17 protein-coding genes, 1 rRNA gene and 1 riboswitch are annotated in these 18,266 nt (G+C 66.1%); of the genes, 2 read left to right on the top strand and 16 right to left on the bottom strand.

What is annotated here, in order from left to right; all coding sequences use genetic code 11:
- Positions 1-97 (top strand): 5S ribosomal RNA (gene rrf / locus AC56LV_RS24245); the annotation flags it as partial.
- Between the two features lie 196 nt (positions 98-293).
- Here rrf and AC56LV_RS24250 read toward each other — a convergent pair.
- The 16 genes from AC56LV_RS24250 to cobT form a co-directional block, all read right to left on the bottom strand.
- Positions 294-1,151, bottom strand: a complete 858-nt coding sequence (locus AC56LV_RS24250; protein ID WP_499561480.1) for a hypothetical protein — start codon at positions 1,149-1,151, stop codon at positions 294-296.
- A gap of 72 nt (positions 1,152-1,223) precedes the next feature.
- Positions 1,224-2,195, bottom strand: coding sequence for a reverse transcriptase family protein (locus tag AC56LV_RS24255; protein WP_499561482.1), 972 nt, complete (start codon positions 2,193-2,195; stop codon positions 1,224-1,226).
- A 291-nt stretch (positions 2,196-2,486) separates the two neighbouring features.
- The gene (locus tag AC56LV_RS24260) at positions 2,487-4,727 is read right to left on the bottom strand and encodes a hypothetical protein (RefSeq protein ID WP_499561484.1); all 2,241 of its coding nucleotides are present in this window, start codon (positions 4,725-4,727) and stop codon (positions 2,487-2,489) included.
- Positions 4,728-4,762: 35 nt separating this feature from the next.
- On the bottom strand, positions 4,763-6,256 hold the full coding sequence (locus tag AC56LV_RS24265; protein ID WP_499561486.1) for a cobyric acid synthase: 1,494 nt from the start codon (positions 6,254-6,256) through the stop codon (positions 4,763-4,765).
- Positions 6,253-7,146, bottom strand: a complete 894-nt coding sequence (locus AC56LV_RS24270) for a cobalamin-binding protein (protein WP_499561488.1) — start codon at positions 7,144-7,146, stop codon at positions 6,253-6,255. Before AC56LV_RS24270 ends, AC56LV_RS24265 begins: the two co-directional genes overlap by 4 nt.
- On the bottom strand, positions 7,143-8,123 hold the full coding sequence (gene cobD, locus AC56LV_RS24275; protein ID WP_499561490.1) for a threonine-phosphate decarboxylase CobD: 981 nt from the start codon (positions 8,121-8,123) through the stop codon (positions 7,143-7,145). Before cobD ends, AC56LV_RS24270 begins: the two co-directional genes overlap by 4 nt.
- Positions 8,116-9,060, bottom strand: a complete 945-nt coding sequence (cbiB, locus tag AC56LV_RS24280; RefSeq protein ID WP_499561492.1) for an adenosylcobinamide-phosphate synthase CbiB — start codon at positions 9,058-9,060, stop codon at positions 8,116-8,118. Before cbiB ends, cobD begins: the two co-directional genes overlap by 8 nt.
- Complete coding sequence (gene cobU, locus AC56LV_RS24285) at positions 9,054-9,614, bottom strand: bifunctional adenosylcobinamide kinase/adenosylcobinamide-phosphate guanylyltransferase (protein ID WP_499561493.1); 561 nt, start codon at positions 9,612-9,614, stop codon at positions 9,054-9,056. The genes cbiB and cobU overlap by 7 nt, the downstream gene beginning before the upstream one ends.
- Positions 9,611-10,909: a cobyrinic acid a,c-diamide synthase CobB gene (locus AC56LV_RS24290; protein WP_499561495.1), complete on the bottom strand. Its 1,299-nt coding sequence runs from the start codon at positions 10,907-10,909 to the stop codon at positions 9,611-9,613. The genes cobU and AC56LV_RS24290 overlap by 4 nt, the downstream gene beginning before the upstream one ends.
- Entirely contained in the window at positions 10,909-11,535 is a 627-nt protein-coding gene (cobO, locus tag AC56LV_RS24295; protein ID WP_499561497.1) for a cob(I)yrinic acid a,c-diamide adenosyltransferase, read from the bottom strand. The genes AC56LV_RS24290 and cobO overlap by 1 nt, the downstream gene beginning before the upstream one ends.
- Positions 11,532-12,311, bottom strand: coding sequence for an ABC transporter ATP-binding protein (locus AC56LV_RS24300; protein WP_499561499.1), 780 nt, complete (start codon positions 12,309-12,311; stop codon positions 11,532-11,534). Before AC56LV_RS24300 ends, cobO begins: the two co-directional genes overlap by 4 nt.
- Positions 12,308-13,330 (bottom strand): FecCD family ABC transporter permease, encoded by a 1,023-nt coding sequence (locus AC56LV_RS24305; protein WP_499561501.1) that lies wholly within the window; start codon positions 13,328-13,330, stop codon positions 12,308-12,310. Before AC56LV_RS24305 ends, AC56LV_RS24300 begins: the two co-directional genes overlap by 4 nt.
- Before the next feature lie 60 nt (positions 13,331-13,390).
- Entirely contained in the window at positions 13,391-15,223 is a 1,833-nt protein-coding gene (locus AC56LV_RS24310; protein WP_499561503.1) for a TonB-dependent receptor domain-containing protein, read from the bottom strand.
- Positions 15,224-15,288: 65 nt separating this feature from the next.
- Positions 15,289-15,524, bottom strand: a riboswitch (cobalamin riboswitch).
- A 20-nt stretch (positions 15,525-15,544) separates the two neighbouring features.
- Positions 15,545-16,087: a histidine phosphatase family protein gene (locus AC56LV_RS24315; RefSeq protein WP_499561505.1), complete on the bottom strand. Its 543-nt coding sequence runs from the start codon at positions 16,085-16,087 to the stop codon at positions 15,545-15,547.
- The gene (locus tag AC56LV_RS24320; protein ID WP_499561507.1) at positions 16,087-16,869 is read right to left on the bottom strand and encodes an adenosylcobinamide-GDP ribazoletransferase; all 783 of its coding nucleotides are present in this window, start codon (positions 16,867-16,869) and stop codon (positions 16,087-16,089) included. The genes AC56LV_RS24315 and AC56LV_RS24320 overlap by 1 nt, the downstream gene beginning before the upstream one ends.
- The gene (cobT, locus tag AC56LV_RS24325; protein WP_499561509.1) at positions 16,866-17,912 is read right to left on the bottom strand and encodes a nicotinate-nucleotide--dimethylbenzimidazole phosphoribosyltransferase; all 1,047 of its coding nucleotides are present in this window, start codon (positions 17,910-17,912) and stop codon (positions 16,866-16,868) included. The genes AC56LV_RS24320 and cobT overlap by 4 nt, the downstream gene beginning before the upstream one ends.
- Between cobT and AC56LV_RS24330 the strand changes: the two genes are divergently transcribed.
- Positions 17,911-18,108 carry a hypothetical protein gene (locus tag AC56LV_RS24330; protein ID WP_499561511.1) on the top strand — a complete coding sequence of 66 codons (198 nt, stop codon included), beginning with the start codon at positions 17,911-17,913 and terminating at the stop codon, positions 18,106-18,108. The two genes, cobT and AC56LV_RS24330, sit on opposite strands and share 2 nt — an antisense overlap.
- The last annotated feature ends 158 nt before the right edge of the window (positions 18,109-18,266 follow it).

An 18,266-nucleotide genomic window follows, 5' to 3' on the forward strand; every position in this document is an offset into this window, starting at 1 on the left:
AGTCGGTCCCACCCCTTCCCATCCCGAACAGGACCGTGAAACGACTTTGCGCCGATGATAGTGCTGCAACCAGTGTGAAAGTAGGTTATCGTCAGGCTAGTTATATAGAAAAGCCCCACTCAGTGATCTGAGTGGGGCTTTTCGCTTTTGGGCGGTCGGTTTATGGCGCCCTGCTCAAACTGCGCCGAATGGCCCCAACATAGTTGAACGGGTCGGCAGCGATGCTGCCAAACCTGCGGATCATGCTCTCATTGCACGGATGTGAACCACCGTGATTTTTGGTGAAGTAACGCCTATCCGTATAGAAAGCGCACGATCAGCGCAGCCATTCCCATCATGAGCGCAAAGCGAGGCCAATTCGCTTGACGCTCGAAGCACGACAGGCAGGCTGCGATGACGGCGCATACCAGAGGCGTGCCGTCGTCCAGAATATTCATCAGCGTCGATGCGAGCAGTAACTGTATAAACAATGACAGCCACGGTACTGCGCGACGCCTGCTCGCTTTTGCATGATGAGCCGGGTCCGGCGTTGGCGCGTCTTGGACAGGGTATTTTCGTCCCGCCCGCGATGCCGTCGCCGATGTCGGCGCATCGCTTGCGGTGCGCGCCGTTTTCTTCTCTATCTTGAGCTGTTCTGCTGTTTTCTCCAGCACCGGTGCCGGTGGAGTCACTGCCTGCCAGAACCCGTCCCACGGCGCCTTGCCTTGTGCCGACAAGACCCGAAATGCACTGGTGCGCTGCCGTCCGGCGTTGGCAGGCGGTAGCACTAGCGCCTCCGACCCACCCCATGTCACGCGCGCCTGACGCACCCGGGCTAACAGCGGTGCGCCTTTCCCGGCATCGACCATGTTGATGAAATGCGCATACCCCTCAAGCGCAGCAAGCACGTTTTCGTTCCCGTTCCATTGCTTGCCGGCCGGTCCGTCTTTCTCGACCTGAAACAGCGTCGCACGAAACCGCCGCAGCATTTCCCGGCTGACCGCCGGCTTCGTGTTGACGACAATCCCGGTCACGCTCTGGCGGGCCGAATCGCGCATCACATGCTGTTTCTGCGGATGCGGCGTGAAGCCTTCATCGATCACGATCTGACGCACCCGCCACAACAGTTTGCCAGCGAGTTTGTGCCCATCTTCGTCGGCCGAAAATGTCAAGTCATCGGCATACCTGGTATAGGTAAAGCCAAGTTTCGCCGCTGCACCCTGTAGCCGGGCATCCAGTCGCCTTCACAGGATATTGGTCAGCGCCGGGCTACTTGGCGCTCCCTGTGGAAGCACGCGTGCCCCGAGCGCCACATGAAAGGTCTCGCCATCGATGCTGATCTGTTCAGTCGGCGCCTCGGTACATACCAGGGCCAGCGTGGTCGCGACCTGCTTGCCGAAGCCGAGCTGGGTGAACACGCCACGCACGCGGGGCAGATCGATCGTCGGGAAAAAATCCTTGAGGTCGACATTAATAACGACAGCCCGACCGGCATGCGGCGCCGCGTTGCTGACGATCGAACGACCAGCCAGGAAGCCATGCGCTGCCGGATGGGCCGGCACCCGCGTCAACAGGTTATCGAGCACCCAGTACTGAACGCGCTTCAGGCGTGGCATCGGCGCCGAGATCATGCGTTCGCCGCCGGTCTTCTTCGGCATGGTAAAGCGGCGGTAGTGACTGATGCGCGAGACGCGCCGGTCGAACGCCAGGAATCGCAGCTCGTGCAGCGACACGCCCATCGCCTGCGCCAGGTCGCGCGCATCATGCAGCGCCGGTAATGCGAGGCGCGCGAGCCGGTCAGCATCGCTGCGGATATCTCCCAGGCCGGCCGACACATCCTCACCTAAATACAGCAATTCGCTGGCGCGGCGGGCATGCCACGCCTGGGCGCGAGCGTGACGCTCGGCCGCACGCCGCTGGCGTGTCTCTTCGCGCCGAATCTTCGCCTGCGCCATGCGCTCCTTGCGCATCCGCCGCAAGGCAAGGACAGGATCGTCAACCTCACGCAGCTCCGCGCCCAGGGCCGACAGGGCGCGAGTGAGCTCAGCCTCGCGCTGAACCAGCTGCGCAGCCGGCGAATCGTCATGCTGCGCCGGCCAGAAACCAAGGCGCTGCATTTCTGCCAGGGTGACTTCGTCGCGCGAAGTGGCGCGAATGCGCGCGAGGGCGTCTTCGCGTGACGTGGGTCCGGAAGAAGCGGGAGGGAGCATGGTCATTGGCGAGCCCGTGGTGCGGGGCGCAAGAAAGAGGACAGGCACGGCCGGATTGTCATCGAAGGGCCGTGGGGACTGGGGCGCTCAACTCGACGCCAAACGACGCCGGTAGCACTCATGAGATTCAGGGAATCCACATCGTCTGGTGCTACCGGCGTCAGTTTGGCACAGTGAAGAGCGCGCCAGTGACGCATGGGGAGGGCTGAATACGAGGACGGCGATCCACCGTCCGGGTTGCAAGAGCCATCCTGCCGTGCCTGTCGAAACGAGTATAGCAGCGCTGTTGCGCTCGACTCAAGCGATAACAGCGACCGCCGCCGGGGCCGGGTTGGCGCCCGCATCATGCGCTCGCCGCCTGCATGGGCGCTGGCGCCGACGCCAGCCGCACGGCCAGCATGTGCGGGCACGGTCCCTGGCGCAGCCGGCCAAGCGGCGGATCACCCCATCGACTGCCTGGCGCACGCCCGCATCGGGCGCGATGGCAAAGCGCGCGATGAGATCGGTCTGCGCCACCAGCACATGGTCCGGTAGCGCGCTGAACAGCCGCACGCCCATCGCGCGTACCTCTGCCTCAGGATCGCGCAACAACGCCGCCAGGCTTGACGGCGGCAGTGCTGACGCAGGCTCGGCGTGCAGCAGCAACCAGTGACAGGCCAGCACCCGCACGGCGGCCAGCCGGTGACGCAGCAAATACAGGAGCCGCGCGTACGGCGCCTGCGCGGCGGCGGCATGCAATGGCGACGTCAGCGCATGCTGCAGGTGAGCGCCGACCAGGTCGATCCTGCTGTCGGCGCAGTCGTCGAGCCAGTCCAGCAGCGCCTCCACGATGCTGCGTCCCCCGTCAGGCAGCGCCACGGCGGCCTCGCACAAGCGCCATGCCGCTTCGCGCGCCGCCGGCTGCGGCGAGACCAGCATGCCGATCACCAGGTCGGTATCGGCCGCATAGACATGGGGCGCGCGCGCAATCCAGTCGAGAGCATACTGCAGCGCTTCCGGCAGGCTAGATTCGATGAACAGCAGAAGCCAGGATGCATCGGGCGCATCCGGTTCGAAGCGGCGCCGCGCCGTGTCGAAGGCAAATTGTGTGGTGACGGCGTAGGCACTGCGCAGCAGGTGGCGCAGGGTTACCGCGGGCAGGGCGTCGCACCAGGCCCCGTTGTCGCGCAGTGCGCGCACCGCGAACGCATGCACACCCTCGGCGGCGCTGCGCAGCAATAGCGATAACAAGGCGTCGGGATGGTCGTCCCAGAGCTCGGGGAATGCTTCGTACCGCCCGCCCTGGGACAGCGCTTGCTCCGGCTCGTACCAGGTCAGTCCCGTGCTGCTGTGCCGCAGGCCGGCATGGGCGCGCAGCAGGTGGTTGAACAAGGGCCAATGGCCATACCGGCCGACGGCGCCACCGGCGCGCCAGTACGGTTTACTGGCATCGCGGTCATCGTACTGGACGAGAATGGCCAGCGCCATGGGCACGAAGTCAGGGTCGCCAGCTGCGCCAAGACGGCGCAGCGTACGCCAGCCGCGCCGCAGCAGATAGGCGCGTGTCACGCCGCCATACGCCGCAAGCTGATAACGCTTACCGACCCGCACATAACGTTCGCTGCTGTGCGGCGTGATTTCAAAGCGGCGCTGCAGCAGGCCGAACACCTCGCCATCAGCGCGCATTTCGGCCATCTTGTAGATGTGGCGCACGGCGGCGAACGCCTGCCCGCGCAGTTCAATCGCGCGCAGGGCGTCAAGCAGAAGCGGGCGCGCCAGCGGCGCGAGGCTGTCCGCCTGCGCGACCTGGTCGAGTTGCTCGAGCCATGCGCCGTCCTGAAGCGAAACGGTCAGCAGTGCGGCGCTGTCGGCATCGGCCCAGGCGCGCTGCACGGCCTGGGGCCAGCTGTCGATCAGTGCCTGTGCATGAGCATGACGCTCGGCGTCGTTCGCCAGCATCAACCAGGCCTGCAGGGCCACGCGGCGCACTGCTTCATGCGTGCTGCGGCTCTGCAGTTCGTGCATGGCCTGCAGGGCGCCCCGGTCGCTGCAGCGGCCGATGGCCCAGGCGATGCAGTAATCCTGCATCGGGTCGCCGCGTTCGATCTGCTCGATCAGGACCGGCACGGCGGCGCGCAGGCGACGTTCGCCAATGCGCCAGATGGTGCGCTTGCGCTGCAACTGCGACAAGGCGTGCCAGCTGCCGCGTTCGAGGCGTTGCAGAACGGCGCGGTCGGCCTCGGTGAGCAGGATGGGCGCCGTGTGCACGTCCGTGGCTGGCGTGCTGGCTTGGACAATTGGCACTGGCGGCGCAGCGGGATCAGCAAAGCCTTGCGCCAGCTTGGCTGCGACTGCGCGATCGAATAACCGGTTGGCCTCAGGCAGGGCAACGGGTTGTGGCGTGCGCGTGCTGTCGCGCCACTCTTCGCCGATGCGGCCCTGGCGCAGATTGACGAGGTAACCATCGGCGGCGCCAGTGACGAGGCACAGTTCGATATCGCAATGGATGACGCTGTCTTTTTGCGTCCGGACCAGCTTTACTGCTTTGATCAGCTTCACCGCATCGCCCTTGCAAATGAATCAACCGTCCGATTCTAACCAACAGTCGCTGCCGAGTAAACGCCGCGCGGATCCGCGAGGTCGCACAGACGCGCGAGCAGGGGCTCGGTTGCGCCGGCGAGGCGGTCCAGACTCGCTTCGCGCAGCGCCGCCGTGTCCACCACGTTCGCACTGCGCAAACCGGCCCAGTGCAGCAGCGCCGCGCAGGCCGGCGCGCTGTCGAACATGCCGTGCAGGTAGCTGCCCAGGATCTGACCGTCCTCCGAACAGGCGCCTTCGGCGGCGCCGTCGATCTCGAACGCCGGCCGCGCCAGCGCGGCGCCGCTCGACTCGCCCATGTGGATTTCATAGCCGGTCACGGTAGCCTCATGTGCGTCAGGGCTGAAGCGGCAATGACCCTGAACTTGCGCCAGGCGCTTCTCGCGCGTCAGCGTCGTCTCCATCTCGAGCAGGCCAAGTCCCTCGGAGCATCCGGCGGCACCTTCGACGCCGTGCGGATCATCGACCCTGCTACCCAGCATCTGAAAGCCGCCGCAGATGCCGATCACCTTGCCGCCATAGCGCATATGCCGCGCCAGTTGCGCGGGCCAGCCCTGCGCCTGGAGCCAGGCCAGGTCGCCGCGCGTGTTCTTGCTGCCTGGAAGGATGATCAGGTCGGCGCCGGGAATCGCTTCGCCCTCACGCACGAAACGCAGGTCGACGTCGGGATGGGCGCGCAGCGCATCGAAATCGGTGTGATTGCTCATGCGCGGCAGGCTTGGCACGACCACGCGAAACGCGCCCTTGCTCGTTTGCGCTGCCTGCACGGCATCCTCGGCGTCGAGGAACAGCCCGTGCAGATAAGGCAGCACCGCGAGTACCGGCTTGCCGGTTTGCGCCTCGAGCCAGTCGAGCCCCGGTTCGAGCAGCTTGATGTCGCCGCGGAAGCGGTTGATGACAAAACCGATCACGCGGTCGCGCTCCGACTGCGACAGGCACGATAACGTGCCGACCAGGTGTGCGAACACGCCGCCACGATCGATGTCGGCGACCAGGATCACCGGACAATCGACCGCCTCGGCAAACCCCATATTGGCGATGTCGCGGTCGCGCAGATTGATTTCTGCCGGACTGCCGGCGCCTTCCACGATCACCGCCTCGTACTGGGCCAGCAGGCGCGCATGCGATTCGAGCACCGCGCCCATAGCGATCGGCTTGTACTGGTGGTAGTCGCGCGCATTCATGTCGGCGCGCACGCGGCCATGGATGATGACCTGGGCGCCGGTGTCGCTCGATGGCTTGAGCAGCACCGGGTTCATGTCGGTGTGCGGCTCGATGCCGGCGGCGATCGCCTGCAGCGCCTGGGCGCGGCCGATTTCGCCGCCGTCGCGCGTGACCGCGCTATTGAGCGCCATGTTCTGCGGCTTGAACGGCGCGACCTTCACGCCGCGCTGCTTCAACAGCCGGCACAGCGCCGCGACCACCGTGGTCTTGCCGGCGTCCGACGTCGTCCCTTGCACCATCAGGGTTCGAAAGGGGAATGTGATCATTTCGGGCGTCGCTGGCGTGCCTGCTCCAGCGCCTCGCACATGGTGGCGGTGCCCTGGATCATGCGTGGCCCCGCGCGATTGAGCAAATGGCCGTCGAGCGTGAACAGGTTATTGCGGCTCACTGCCGTCATGGTGCCGTAGGTTTTCCACAACTGCACGCCGCCGTAGTTCTTTTCGGCCGTGGCGATGATCACTTCGGGATTCTCCTGCAGCACGCTCTCGAGCGTGACCACGGGCGCCGTCACGGCCAGCTTGTCGAAGACGTTCACGCCGCCGCACAGGTGCATCGCATCGGTCAAGATGTGCTTTCCGCTGAGCGTGTACAGCGGCTTGTCCCACACCTGGTAAAAGACGCGCACCGGCGCGCGGCCTGCGTACTGCTTGCGCAGGCTGGCCAGCTGCGTACGCAGCCCTGCCGCCGCTGCCTTGGCGGCTGCATCGGTTCCCATCAACTGGCCAAGCCGTTCGACGCTGTCCGGAATGGCGTCCAGTGTCTGCGCATCGCTCTGGAACACCGGGATGCCGAGCTGGCGCACCATCTCGATCTGCCTGTCCGAGCTGTTGTGGCGCCAGGCCACGATCAAGTCGGGCTTCAGCGAGATCAGGAGTTCCATGTCGATCTCACGGTTCGAGCCGATACGCGGGATACGCTTGGCCGCTTCCGGATAATCGCTGTAGTTGACGGCGCCCACGACGCGGGTGCCGCCACCGGCCGCGAACAGCAGCTCGGTCACGCTCGGCGCGAGCGAGATGATGCGTAGCGCCGGCTTGGCGACCGTGACGGTCTGGCCGCCGTCGTCCTTGACCGTGATCGCGGCCTGCGCACAGGTGATCGACAGGCCTGCAATCAGGAAAGTCGTCAGGGCAGCCGTCAGCATCGTTGTTTTCATCGTTGGTTCCATTCATGAAGTGCGTGTTCAAAGCGGTGCCATTCAGGTTCGCCTGCCGGCAGGCCGACACGGATGCCGCGCCCAGCGTCCCGGAACAACCGGCACCAGATACCGCGCGCCGCCATGTGAGCGTGGAAGGCGTCGGGTTGCGTCTGCGGCCACCAGCGAAACAGCGCCGTGCCACTGCTGGCGATGCCGTGGTCAAGCAACAGACGCGTCATCCGATCGCCGGACTGGCGCAGACTGGCACGCGTCGCGTGCTGCCAGGCGCTATCGGTCAGGGCTGCCAGGGCGATCTCCTGCGCCGGACCGCTGATGGTCCATGGCCCCAGCAGGTCCGCCAGATCGCGCAGCAGGCTCTCGTGCGCGGCGACGAAGCCCAGGCGCAGGCCCGCGAGGCCAAAGAATTTGCCGATCGAGCGCAGCACGATGAGGCCAGGCTGCGAGGCGTGCATCGCCACGCTGAGCGCCGTCGTGGTGTCGCCGAACGCTTCGTCGACGATCAGCCAGCCGCCGCGCGCCTGCAGGCGTGCGGCCCAGTCGAGCAGGCGTTCCGGCGCGATCGTCTCGCCGGTCGGGTTGTTCGGATTGACGACGACGACGACATCGCTGACGTCGACCGCCGCATCCAGTTCGGCATAGGTCACCTGCCGCAACCGGTGGCCATGCTGGCCCCAATGGTGCGCGTGCTCGGCATACGATGGTGCCGACACGGTGACACGCGACGGTGTGCGCAGGCGGGGCAGGGCCTGGATCGCGGCCTGGGTGCCGGCCACCGGCAGTAACTGCGGCGCGAGGTAGTACGCACAGGCCGCCGTCAGCAGCGCCGGATCCGGCTCGGGCAGGCGCAGCCAGGCACCTGGCGATGGGGCCGGCGCCGGATAGCCATGCGGGTTGATTCCGGTCGACAGGTCGATCCAGTCATCGCGCCCGTCATACCGCGCGGCGTCGCGCAGGTTGCCGCCATGTTCAAGCATGCGGCGTCCCGATCACGGACAACACGGCCAGCAGGCAGACGACGCCGAGCCACAGCAGCGTCGTGCGCAGCACCAGCCGCCAGGCGCGCTGGATGTCGCCGGCGCAGGCGGCCGGCCCGGCGCCCAGTGGCGGGCGTTGTTCGACCTCGCCATCGTAGACCGCCGCGCCACCGAGGGACACGCCCAGTGCACCGGCGCCGCTGGCCATCACTGGCCCGGCGTTCGGGCTGCTCCACGCGGACGCCTGCGTGCGCCAGCAGTGCCAGGCACGCGCGCGCTTCGCGCCGGCCAGCAGCACATACGACAGCGCGGTCAGGCGCGCCGGCAGATAGTTCATCACGTCGTCGATGCGCGCTGCAGGACGGCCGAACAGATTGAAACGCGCGCTGCGATACCCCCACATCGCGTCGAGCGTATTGGCGAGCCGGAACAGCACCGCGCCCGGCCCGCCCAGCAGGATGAACCAGAACAGCGTGCCGAACACGGCGTCGTTGCCGTTTTCAAGGAGCGACTCGGCGCTTGCCTTGGCCAGGTCGGACTCGCTGGCGCTGGCAGTGTCGCGGCTGACGATGCGGGCGGTCAGCGCGCGCGCCTGGGCCAGGTCGCCGCCGCGCAGCGCCTCGTAGATCGGGATCGTATGGTCGCGCAGGCTGCGCAGGCCGATGCACAGATACAGTAGCACCGCATGCAGCCACAGGCCGGCGACATCGGTCACCAGCACGAACAAGGCAGTCAATGGGAGCACTGCCAATGCCCACGCGAGACTGCCACGCAGCAGGCGCAGCTTGCCGCGGTTCAGGCTCCGCTCGATGAAGTTCGCCAGATTGCCGAAGCCGACCAGCGGATGCCAGCGCCGTGTCTCGCCCAGCAGCAGATCGAGCGCGACACCGGCCACCAGCAGCAGCGCCACCGTCGACAATGACAAGCCAGTCAGCACAGGGAACCCTTCAGAACAAGTGGCAGGCCGGCCGCCACCAGCACGGCGCGGTCGACATGCGCAGCCACCGCCTGGTTCAGGCGGCCAGCTTCGTCGGCGAAGCTGCGCGAGATGGCGCCCCACGGCACGATGCCCATGCCGACTTCGTTCGACACAAAGACCACGTCGCCCGGCAAGCCCGCATCGAGCAGGTCCAGCAGGGCCGCGCGCTCTTCATGGAACCGGTCCGGCAGCGTCAAGGCGCCGACCTCGGGATATTCCCGGCCATCGCAGAACATCAGGTTGCTGAGCCACAGCGTCAGGCAATCGACCAGCACCAGGCGGCCCGGCAGGCATTCGGTGCGCAGCGTGTGGGCCAGCGCCAGTTCTTCCTCGACCGTGCGCCATTCAGGCGGCCGCTGCTCCCGGTGCAGCGCAATGCGCGCCGCCATCTCGCCATCACCCGCGCGCGAAGTGGCGATATACACGACTTCCCGGCCCGACTCGCGCGCCAGCCGTTCGGCAAACGCGCTCTTGCCCGAGCGTGCGCCGCCAAAGACCAGCGTCGCGCTCATGGCGCACCGCCAAACAGCGTGGCAACCGCGCGCGGGTTGGACGGGAAGTAGCCGTGGAAGTAGGACGCGAACAGCGAGCCGACCCGGTACACCGCTTCGCCCGGTGTCTGCGTGCGCTGCTTGACGGTATGTGCCTGCGGCGGCACGTCGGTGGCCAGCAGCGAATAGTGGAAAGTGTGTCCCCGCAGTTCGCCCTCCGGCGTGGCCAGCGCATGCATCCCGAGGCCAGCCAGGCGCTGTTGCATCGCCACTTCGCCCGGCAGCAAACCAGCCATCTCCCAGCGCCGGCCATCGCTGTCGGTCAAGCCATCGGCCAGGGCCATCATGCCGCCGCATTCGGCCACGATCGGCACGCCCCGCGCATGGGCCGCCCGGATCGAATCGCGCCAGCGTGTTGCACCCTGCAGCGCTGCGCCGTGCAGTTCGGGATAACCACCAGGCAGGTATACGGCGTCGGCATGGTCCGGCACCGCGTCGTTCGACAGCGGTGCAAAGTAGGTGATCTGCGCGCCCAGCGCCTTGAGCAGTTCGACGTTCGCCGGATACACGAACATGAATGACGGATCATGCGCGATCGCGATCGTGTGGCCGGCAAGCGGCGTTTCGATCTGCGCCGGGACGGCGTGTGCTGCTTCCATCACAGGCAGCGCATCCCACGCCGCCTCATCGAACTCGATGCTGTCGGCCAGCGCGTCAAGGATACGCTGCAGCTCTTCGACTTCACCCGGCAGCACCAGGCCCAGGTGCCGTTCAGGCAGGTGATGTTCCTGGCGCGCCAGGGTGCCGATCAGGGGAATGTCGCGTAGCGACTCCTTGACCATCGCCGCGTGGCCGCTGCTGGCAACGCGGTTGGCGATCACGCCCGCCATCTGTACCGGACCATAGTCGCGCAAGCCTTGCGCGACGGCGCCGGCCGTTTGCGCCATCGCCGATGCATCCAGCACAGCGAGTACAGGGATGCCAAACGCGCACGCCAGGTCGGCGCTCGATGGCGTGCCGTCGTACAGGCCCATCACGCCTTCAACGAGGATTGCGTCGGCATCCGCAGCAGCGGCCTGCAGGCGCTGGCGGCAGGCTTCAAGGCCGACCATCCACAGATCCAGATTGTGGACCGGCGTGCCGCATGCGCTTTCCAGCATCACCGGATCGACGAAATCGGGACCGCACTTGAACACGCGCACGCGCTTGCCCATGCGGATCAAACGCCGCGCCAGCGCAGCCGTGACGGTGGTCTTGCCCTGGCCGGAGGCCATTGCCGCCACCAGCACCACACGCGCGCCGGGATGCGCACTCATTACCACTCCGTCCCGGCCTGGGCGCCGATCCCGGCCTTGAACGCGTGCTTGACGACGTTCATTTCAGTGACGGTGTCGGCGACCGCCACCAGTTCGGGCGGCGCGCCACGGCCCGTGATTACCACGTGCTGCATGGTAGGGCGGTCGAGCAGGTCGGCGATCACGGTGTGCACGTCGACGTACCCGTATTTGAGCGCGATATTCAGTTCGTCCAGCACCACCATGCCGATGGCAGGATCAGACAAAAACTGCTTCGCCAGTGCCCATGCCTCGGTCGCTTTCTCGATGTCGCGCTCGCGGTTCTGGGTTTCCCAGGTATAGCCTTCGCCCATCGCATGAAAGCGCACTTCGTCCGGGAAGCGCCGCAGGAAGGTTTCTTCGCCGGTCGACAGCGCGCCCTTGATGAACTGGACCACGCCGACCTGCATGCCGTGGCCCAGCGCCCGCGCCACCATGCCGAACGCGCTCGAGCTCTTGCCCTTGCCATTGCCGGTATTGACGATGATGATGCCGATTTCCTTGTCGGCCGACGCGATCTTTGCGTCGATGATGGCTTTCTTGCGCTCCATACGCACGCGATGGCGTTCGTTCAGCGCAGCGGTTTGTTCGGGAGTCATGTCGTTCATGCGGAATCCTCTTGAGGGATGAAGATGCGGCGGCCGTGATGTTCGATCATCTCGATCGGGTGGCCGAGGTAGTCGCCCAGCAGCGCGCTCTGCATGGTCTGTTCATTGGTGCCGGCCTGCCAGCGGCCATCACCCATCAGCAGCAGCACGTGGGTCGAGATGCGCGAAGCCAGGTTCAGGTCGTGGCCGATCATGACCACGGTCTTGTTCTGCTCGCGGCACAGGCGCGCAAGCAGGCCTGTCACGCTCACCTGGTGCGCCAGGTCGAGCGCATTGGCTGGCTCGTCGAGCAGCAGCAACGGGGTTTGTTGGGCCAGCAGGGCGGCAATCGCCACGCGCTGGCGCTCGCCGCCGGACAGCGTGCGCACGTCGCGCTCGGCCAGATCACTCACGTCCATCGACGCCAGGGCATCCAGCGCAACCTGATGGTCGTCGCTGCCTTCCCAGTAGCGGTTGGCGTGGTACGGGTGGCGCGCCGAGAGTACGCTCTCGAGCACCGTGTAGGCAAAGGCGTCGTGGCGCGACTGGGCGAGAAAGGCGCGTTCGCGCGCCAGGTCGGTCAGCGGCCAGGCCGCAAGGGCGCGTCCGCCGATGTGGACCGCGCCGCTGTCGGGCTGGTGCAAGCCCGCCAGCGTGCGCAGCAAGGTGCTCTTGCCGGCGCCGTTGCGGCCAATGATGCTCCAGCATTCGCCCGGTTGCGCAGCCCAGTCGAGGCCCTGCACCAGGGTGCGCCCGGCGATGGAGAGACGCAGGTCGTGGGTGGCGATAACGGTCATTTGCGCATGCGGTGCAGTTGATACAGGAAGACCGGTGCGCCGATCATGGCCGTGATGGCGCCGACCGGCAGCTGCTGCGGTGCGACGATCGTGCGCGCCAGCGTATCGCACAGCACGAGGAACGCGCCGCCGCTCAGGACCACGGCGGGAATCAGCACGCGGTGGTCGGGGCCAAAGGCGAAGCGGCAGGCGTGCGGCACGATCAGGCCGACGAAGCCGACGGCGCCAGCACTGGTGACGGCGCTTGCGGTGAGCAGCGCCGACACGAAGAACAGGCCCTTGCGCAGCGCGCTCACGCGCACGCCCAGCGTGACGGCGTTTTCGGCGTGCAGGGCGACCATGTTCATGGCGCGTGCGCTGCGCATGGCAAACAGCAGCGCGCCAATCAGGACGAGCCAGGGTGCCAGGCGCAGCGGCGCGCCGGCCAGGTCGCCGATCAGCCAGAAGATCATGCTGCGCAGGCGCCCCTCGGGCGCGATCGACAGCATGAGGGTGACGAGGGAGCCGCACAGGGCCGAGACAATCACCCCGGTCAGCAGCAGCATCGAGGCGCCGCCTTCGGCGGCCTGTCCGCTGCGCAGGTCGCGCCGCGCCAGCACGTACAGCAGCAGGGAGACGGTGACGGCGCCCACCAGTGCGGCCGCATCGACCATCAGCGTGGACGCCATGAGCAGCAAGGCGAGGAGGGCGCCGACCGACGCGCCGGACGAGACGCCCAGCACATACGGGTCGGCGAGGGGATTGCGTAGCAGCGCCTGCATCATCAGGCCGGCCAGGGCGAGGGCGCCGCCGGTGGCAAAGGCCACTAGCGCGCGGCTGGCGCGCAGGTCGAGCAGAGATGCGGACAGGGATTCGGGTTGGCCGCTGGCCAATTGGCGCAGGGCGTCGGGGATGTCGCTGAGCGGCACGCGGATGGAACCGGTCATGCCCGAGAACAGCAGGGTGGCGATGGCCAGGGCCAGCATGGCGCCGACGATGAGCGTGGCGCGTTGGCGTAATGACGGGACGGGTGCTTGCATGCGGGCCCTGATAGTTGATCGATGCCCGCGGCGCGTGCGCCGCGGGCGGAAAATGCCAGCTTAACGGATGCCGTAGCGCAGCGACGCGAACCAGGTGCGGCCGCTGGTGCCGTAGTTGCGCGCCACTTCGTAGTTCTTGTCCGTGACGTTGTTCACGCGCAGCAGCAAGGACCAGTCGGGCGTGAACTGATACGTGGTGTACAGGTTCAGCAAGCCGTAGCCACCCAGGCGGCTGGTATTGGGCGCGTTGTCGAAACGGTCACCCGACACGGTCAGCTCGGCGCCGCTCTTTAACTGGCCCATCACGTAGTCGGCCGCGAAGTTGGCGTGCTTCTTCGCGCGGCGCGCCAGCTGGCGGCCGGTGGTGTCGTCACGCGGATCCTGCCAATCGAGGCTGGCGCGCAGGTTCACGTCCATCAGGCGCGTGCTGCCGGCCAGCGAGAAGCCTTCGAGCGTGGCTTCGTTGACGTTGTAGGCGCAGCTGCGGTTGATACCGTCCGGGCATGGCGTGCTGGATACGATCATGTCGGTCAGGCGATTGTGGAAGTACGTGGCGTCGAGGTTGTAGCCGTTGCCGTCGTAGCGCAGGCCCACTTCACGGTTGCGGCCTTTTTCCGGCTTGTTCGTCTCCAGGCCGTAGTTCGGGAAGTACAACTCATTGAAAGTCGGGGCGCGGAAGCTCGTGCCGATGCTGGCGGTGGCGCGCAGACCGTTGCCGAACTCGTAGCCGTAGCCGGCGGCGCCGGTATTCTGGCTGCCGTAGACCGAGCGGTCCTGGCGCGCGCTGACATCGAACAGATGATTGGCGCGCTTGGCCGAATACGCCGCTGCATATGAATTGGTGATGCGCGTCTTGCGCATCGACGCGACCTCTTCTTTGCGGTGGTTGAACAGCAGCTGCAGCGTGTCCTGGCCAATGGCGACGTTGTTCTGCCAAGAGAATTCGTTCTGCTCGGTGTCGGCCTGGCTGGCGCCGCTGGCCGTGGCGTTGCTGAAGCTGCCCGACTTGTCTTCCGAACGCGCGTACTGCACGGTGCTACGCCAGTTCGGCAGGATCTGGTTGGTCATGAAGACGGCGGCGGTATTGAGGTCCGTGTCGCTGTGCACATCGTAGCTGCCGGAACCACTGGCATCGTACTGGCTGTACGTGCGGCTGGCCAGGAACTGGGCGCCGATCTCGTGACCCGGCGCGAGCGCCATCGACACACGACCATTGGCGTTGCGGCGACGATAGCCGTCTTCGTCGGCGTTGTAGCCCGACGCACCCGGCCGCGTGGACGAGAAGCCATCCGACTCTTCGTAGCCGGCGCCGAAGGCATAGCTGATGGCATTCGGGCCACCGCTGCTGCCGAAGATGCCTGCATCGCCCTGCAGCGTCGCGTTGCTGCCGGCGCCGAGCGAAGCGGTGACGACAGGTGCGCCTTCGCCCTTGCGGGTGAATATCTGGATCACGCCGCCGATGGCGTCGGCGCCGTACAACGTGCTCAGTGGCCCGTAGACGATTTCGATGCGGTCGATGGCGCCCAGCGGGATGGCATTCCAGCTGGCAGTGCCGGTAGTGCCGGAGGCGATGCGCACGCCGTCGAGCAGCACGACGATCTGGTTGGCGTTCGCGCCGCGCACGTAGACGCTGGTGGCCGTGCCGGCCGGGCCGTTGCGGGCGATCTCGATGCCGCGCTGGCGCTGCAGGATGTCGGCCACCGAGCCGGCGCCCGAGCGCGCGATTTCTTCGGCGTTGATGACGGTGGTGTCGGCGATCAGGTCTGCAGCGGGTTGCGGCGTGCGGGTGGCGGTGACGACGACGGTGTCAGCGACTTCGGCGATGGCGGTGGACGAGATGAGGGCGAGTGCGAGCGACACGGCGGCCGCTTGCCGGCTTACTGGAAAATTCATGAGTGGTTCTTATCAAAGGCATCCCGCCGACGTCCCCGTGGGCTGGATTCAAAGGATCGCGCTGTGCGCGTATCCACCTTTTGGCCGGTATCCGGGCTGACAAGTATGGCCGTCCGACCTTCCCATGCTCAGAAAAGCACAGTGGTATGAGGGGGCGGTTTGCCGCAGGGCCCGATGAAAGGCTGCAGCACTTGCTTACCGTTGCGGGGGCAGCACGCGTTGGCCCTGTGAAGGGCTTCGTGTTTCCCGTTTAACTGCGCCTGCGAACGCAGGTGCGAGCACCAAAACGCGCTCATTATAAGGTGGTTGAACCGGGCATTGTCATATTTCCAGCACCATGACTTCGCCATAGCCGATCTGGTGTGGTGTCGATGCCGCACGCAGCGCAGCATCCTCCAATGTACCGCCGCCGGACATGGCGTGCAGCAGGCGCATGGTGCCGGCGTGGCAGATCACGAGTGCTGCGGCGCACCCTGCGCGCTGGATGTCGGCCCGAAACGCGGCCACGCGCACGGCCACCTGCAGGACGTTTTCGCCGCCGCCGGGGCGGTAGTGGAGCAGGTCGGCGTTCCAGGCATCGATCTCGTCCCGGGCGATAGTGTCCCAGTGGCGCAGCTCCCAGGCGCCAAAGTCCATCTCGGCCAGGCGTGCGTCGAACGTGGGCGCGGTTGACAGCTGCTGCGCCAATACGGCGCTGCGTTGCAAAGGGCTGGCGTAGACCGGCATGGTGCCGGGCAGGCCTTGATTGGTCAGCGCCGCCAGCACGCGTGCGGTGTCTGTTGCTTGCGCTGGCAGGTCGGTGCGGCCGTAGCAGTGCCCGGCCGGCACGCCCGGTTTCGGGTGGCGTACGAGGTACAGGCGCATCAGGCCAGCGCGCCGCGCCCGAGCGTGGCCAGTACCGCGATATAGATGGCGACTTCGGCCAACTGCTGCACGGCGCCCAGGCAGTCGCCCGTATAGCCCTGCAGCCGGCGCGTGAATGTGCGGGCTAGCCAGCGCGTGGCCAGCAAGGCCGCGAACAGCGCCGCGCCAATCGCCGCCAGGTCGAGCAGGCCGACGGCGAGCAGCACGATCGCTGGCATCAGCACCGTGAGCGTTGCGATCCCGAATTCGTTGCTGCTCATGCGCACGGCCAGCGGCTTGGCCTTGCCTTCCGCGCGAGCATATTCCATCTGCCAGATCAGGGACGTGGCGGCCAGGCGCGAAAGCGGGTGGGCCAGCAGCAGGGCGCCGACAGCAGTCAAGGGCGGCAGCGTGGCGAGTGCGGCCAGCTTCGCGCCCAGCATGCAGACGATACCGATCGCGCCATACGCACCGACGCGCGAATCCTTCATGATCTCGAGAGCGCGCTCCTTCGTCATGCCGCCGCCCAGACCATCGCAGGTATCGGCAAAGCCGTCTTCGTGGAAAGCGCCGGTGAGGTAGATCGTCGCGGCCGTGGAAAGGACGGCGGCCACTGGCGCTGGCAGCCAGTGCGCGGCGATGACGTAGACGGCCGCGCCGATCGCGCCCACCACGACGCCGACCAGCGGGAAGTAGCGCGACGCGTGATTGAGCCAGGCCGGCTCGAAGCCGACCCAGTGCGGGATCGGGATCCGCGTGAAAAACTGCAGCGCAATGAAGAACAGGCGCAGTTGATGGATCATCCCGCGTGCTCGCCGAGTTGTCCCGAGACCTGGGCCGATGCGAAGGTCGCCATCTCGCTCAGGAAGTTGGCCGCCGCGTGCAGCAAGGGCAGAGCGAGTGCGCTGCCGGTGCCTTCACCCAGGCGCAGGCCCAGGTCGAGCAGCGGGCTGGCCCCGAGCTGATCGAGCAGCAGGGCGTGGCCATGCTCGCCCGAGCAGTGCGCGAACACGCAGTAGTCGAGGATCGCCGGTTGCAGGCGCGCGGCGACCAGCAGCGCGCTGGTGACAATGAAGCCGTCGATCAGCAGCACCTTGCGCAGGCTGGCTGCCTGCAGCATGGCGCCGGCCATCATCGCGATTTCGAAGCCGCCGAAGGTGGCGAGGACGTCGAGCGGTTCGCGCACGCTGGCGTGATGCGCGACGGCAGCAGCAACCACGCGTTCTTTATGGCTGATGCCATCAGGCGTCAGGCCGGTGCCGGCGCCGACGCAGGCAGCCGCCGGCTGGCCGGTCAGCTTGTGCATCAGGGCTGCCGCGGCGGTCGTGTTCCCGATGCCCATTTCGCCGAAGCCCACGACATTGCCGGGCAGGTCGCGCGCCAGGGCCATGCCATGTTCGAGGGCGGTGGCGCAGTCCTGCGCCGACATCGCCGGTGCGATGGCGAAGTTGTTCGTGCCGTTGGCGACTTTACGGTCGAGCAGACCAGCGCGCACGCCGAAGTCGTGATTCACGCCGGCGTCGATCACGCGCAGCGCGCAGCCATTCTGGCGCGCGAACACATTGATGGCCGCGCCGTTGGCGAGGAAGTTTTCGACCATCTGCCAGGTGACGTCCTGGGGATAGGCGGAAATGTCTTCGGCGACCACGCCATGGTCGGCTGCGAAAACGAGGATGGCAGGCTGGTCGATCGTCACCCGGGTTGTCTGCTGGATCAGGCCCAACTGGCAGGCGAGATCCTCGAGACGTCCCAGGCTACCAAGCGGCTTGGTCTTGTTATTGATCGCGGCGGCCAGGGATTGGGACAGCGCCGCATGGGCGATCGGGGCAATAACAGGAATATGCATGAGTAATGAAAAGGTCGCTATGGGCGGCGGCCACGATATCACAAGAGAAAGCATTGCAAGACCATCCTGGCTTTGTTATAGTCTCGCTCCTCGACGCAGACGCCGCCTCAAACGCAGCGACAGCGAAGAAAAAGAAGTAAAGAAGGGGTTGACGAAAAATGAGAAACACTTCATAATCTCGCCTCTCTGCTGCTAACGAACACAACGCTTCGTAGCAAACGGCAGAAGCAGCAACGAATAAAGTTCTTTAAAAATTAACAGTCGATAAGTGTGGGCGTTTGATGAAGGTGCCAAGAACTTCGGTTCTTGATTACTTAAATTATCAAATGTTCACAAAAAAGAAATACGTTGTCT

Source organism: Telluria sp. RB2R28 (assembly GCF_059685835.1).

Excerpts from the sequence above, each read along its gene's own strand:
- AC56LV_RS24255 (WP_499561482.1), bottom strand. The coding sequence starts at position 2,195 with ATGACCATGCTCCCTCCCGCTTCTTCCGGACCCACGTCACGCGAAGAC.
- AC56LV_RS24265 (WP_499561486.1), bottom strand. The coding sequence starts at position 6,256 with ATGATCACATTCCCCTTTCGAACCCTGATGGTGCAAGGGACGACGTCG.
- AC56LV_RS24270 (WP_499561488.1), bottom strand. The coding sequence starts at position 7,146 with ATGAAAACAACGATGCTGACGGCTGCCCTGACGACTTTCCTGATTGCA.
- cobD (WP_499561490.1), bottom strand. The coding sequence starts at position 8,123 with ATGCTTGAACATGGCGGCAACCTGCGCGACGCCGCGCGGTATGACGGG.
- cobU (WP_499561493.1), bottom strand. The coding sequence starts at position 9,614 with ATGAGCGCGACGCTGGTCTTTGGCGGCGCACGCTCGGGCAAGAGCGCG.
- AC56LV_RS24290 (WP_499561495.1), bottom strand. The coding sequence starts at position 10,909 with ATGAGTGCGCATCCCGGCGCGCGTGTGGTGCTGGTGGCGGCAATGGCC.
- cobO (WP_499561497.1), bottom strand. The coding sequence starts at position 11,535 with ATGAACGACATGACTCCCGAACAAACCGCTGCGCTGAACGAACGCCAT.
- AC56LV_RS24300 (WP_499561499.1), bottom strand. The coding sequence starts at position 12,311 with ATGACCGTTATCGCCACCCACGACCTGCGTCTCTCCATCGCCGGGCGC.
- AC56LV_RS24305 (WP_499561501.1), bottom strand. The coding sequence starts at position 13,330 with ATGCAAGCACCCGTCCCGTCATTACGCCAACGCGCCACGCTCATCGTC.
- AC56LV_RS24310 (WP_499561503.1), bottom strand. The coding sequence starts at position 15,223 with ATGAATTTTCCAGTAAGCCGGCAAGCGGCCGCCGTGTCGCTCGCACTC.
- AC56LV_RS24315 (WP_499561505.1), bottom strand. The coding sequence starts at position 16,087 with ATGCGCCTGTACCTCGTACGCCACCCGAAACCGGGCGTGCCGGCCGGG.
- AC56LV_RS24320 (WP_499561507.1), bottom strand. The coding sequence starts at position 16,869 with ATGATCCATCAACTGCGCCTGTTCTTCATTGCGCTGCAGTTTTTCACG.
- AC56LV_RS24330 (WP_499561511.1), top strand. The coding sequence starts at position 17,911 with ATGAGTAATGAAAAGGTCGCTATGGGCGGCGGCCACGATATCACAAGA.
- cobT (WP_499561509.1), bottom strand. The coding sequence starts at position 17,912 with ATGCATATTCCTGTTATTGCCCCGATCGCCCATGCGGCGCTGTCCCAA.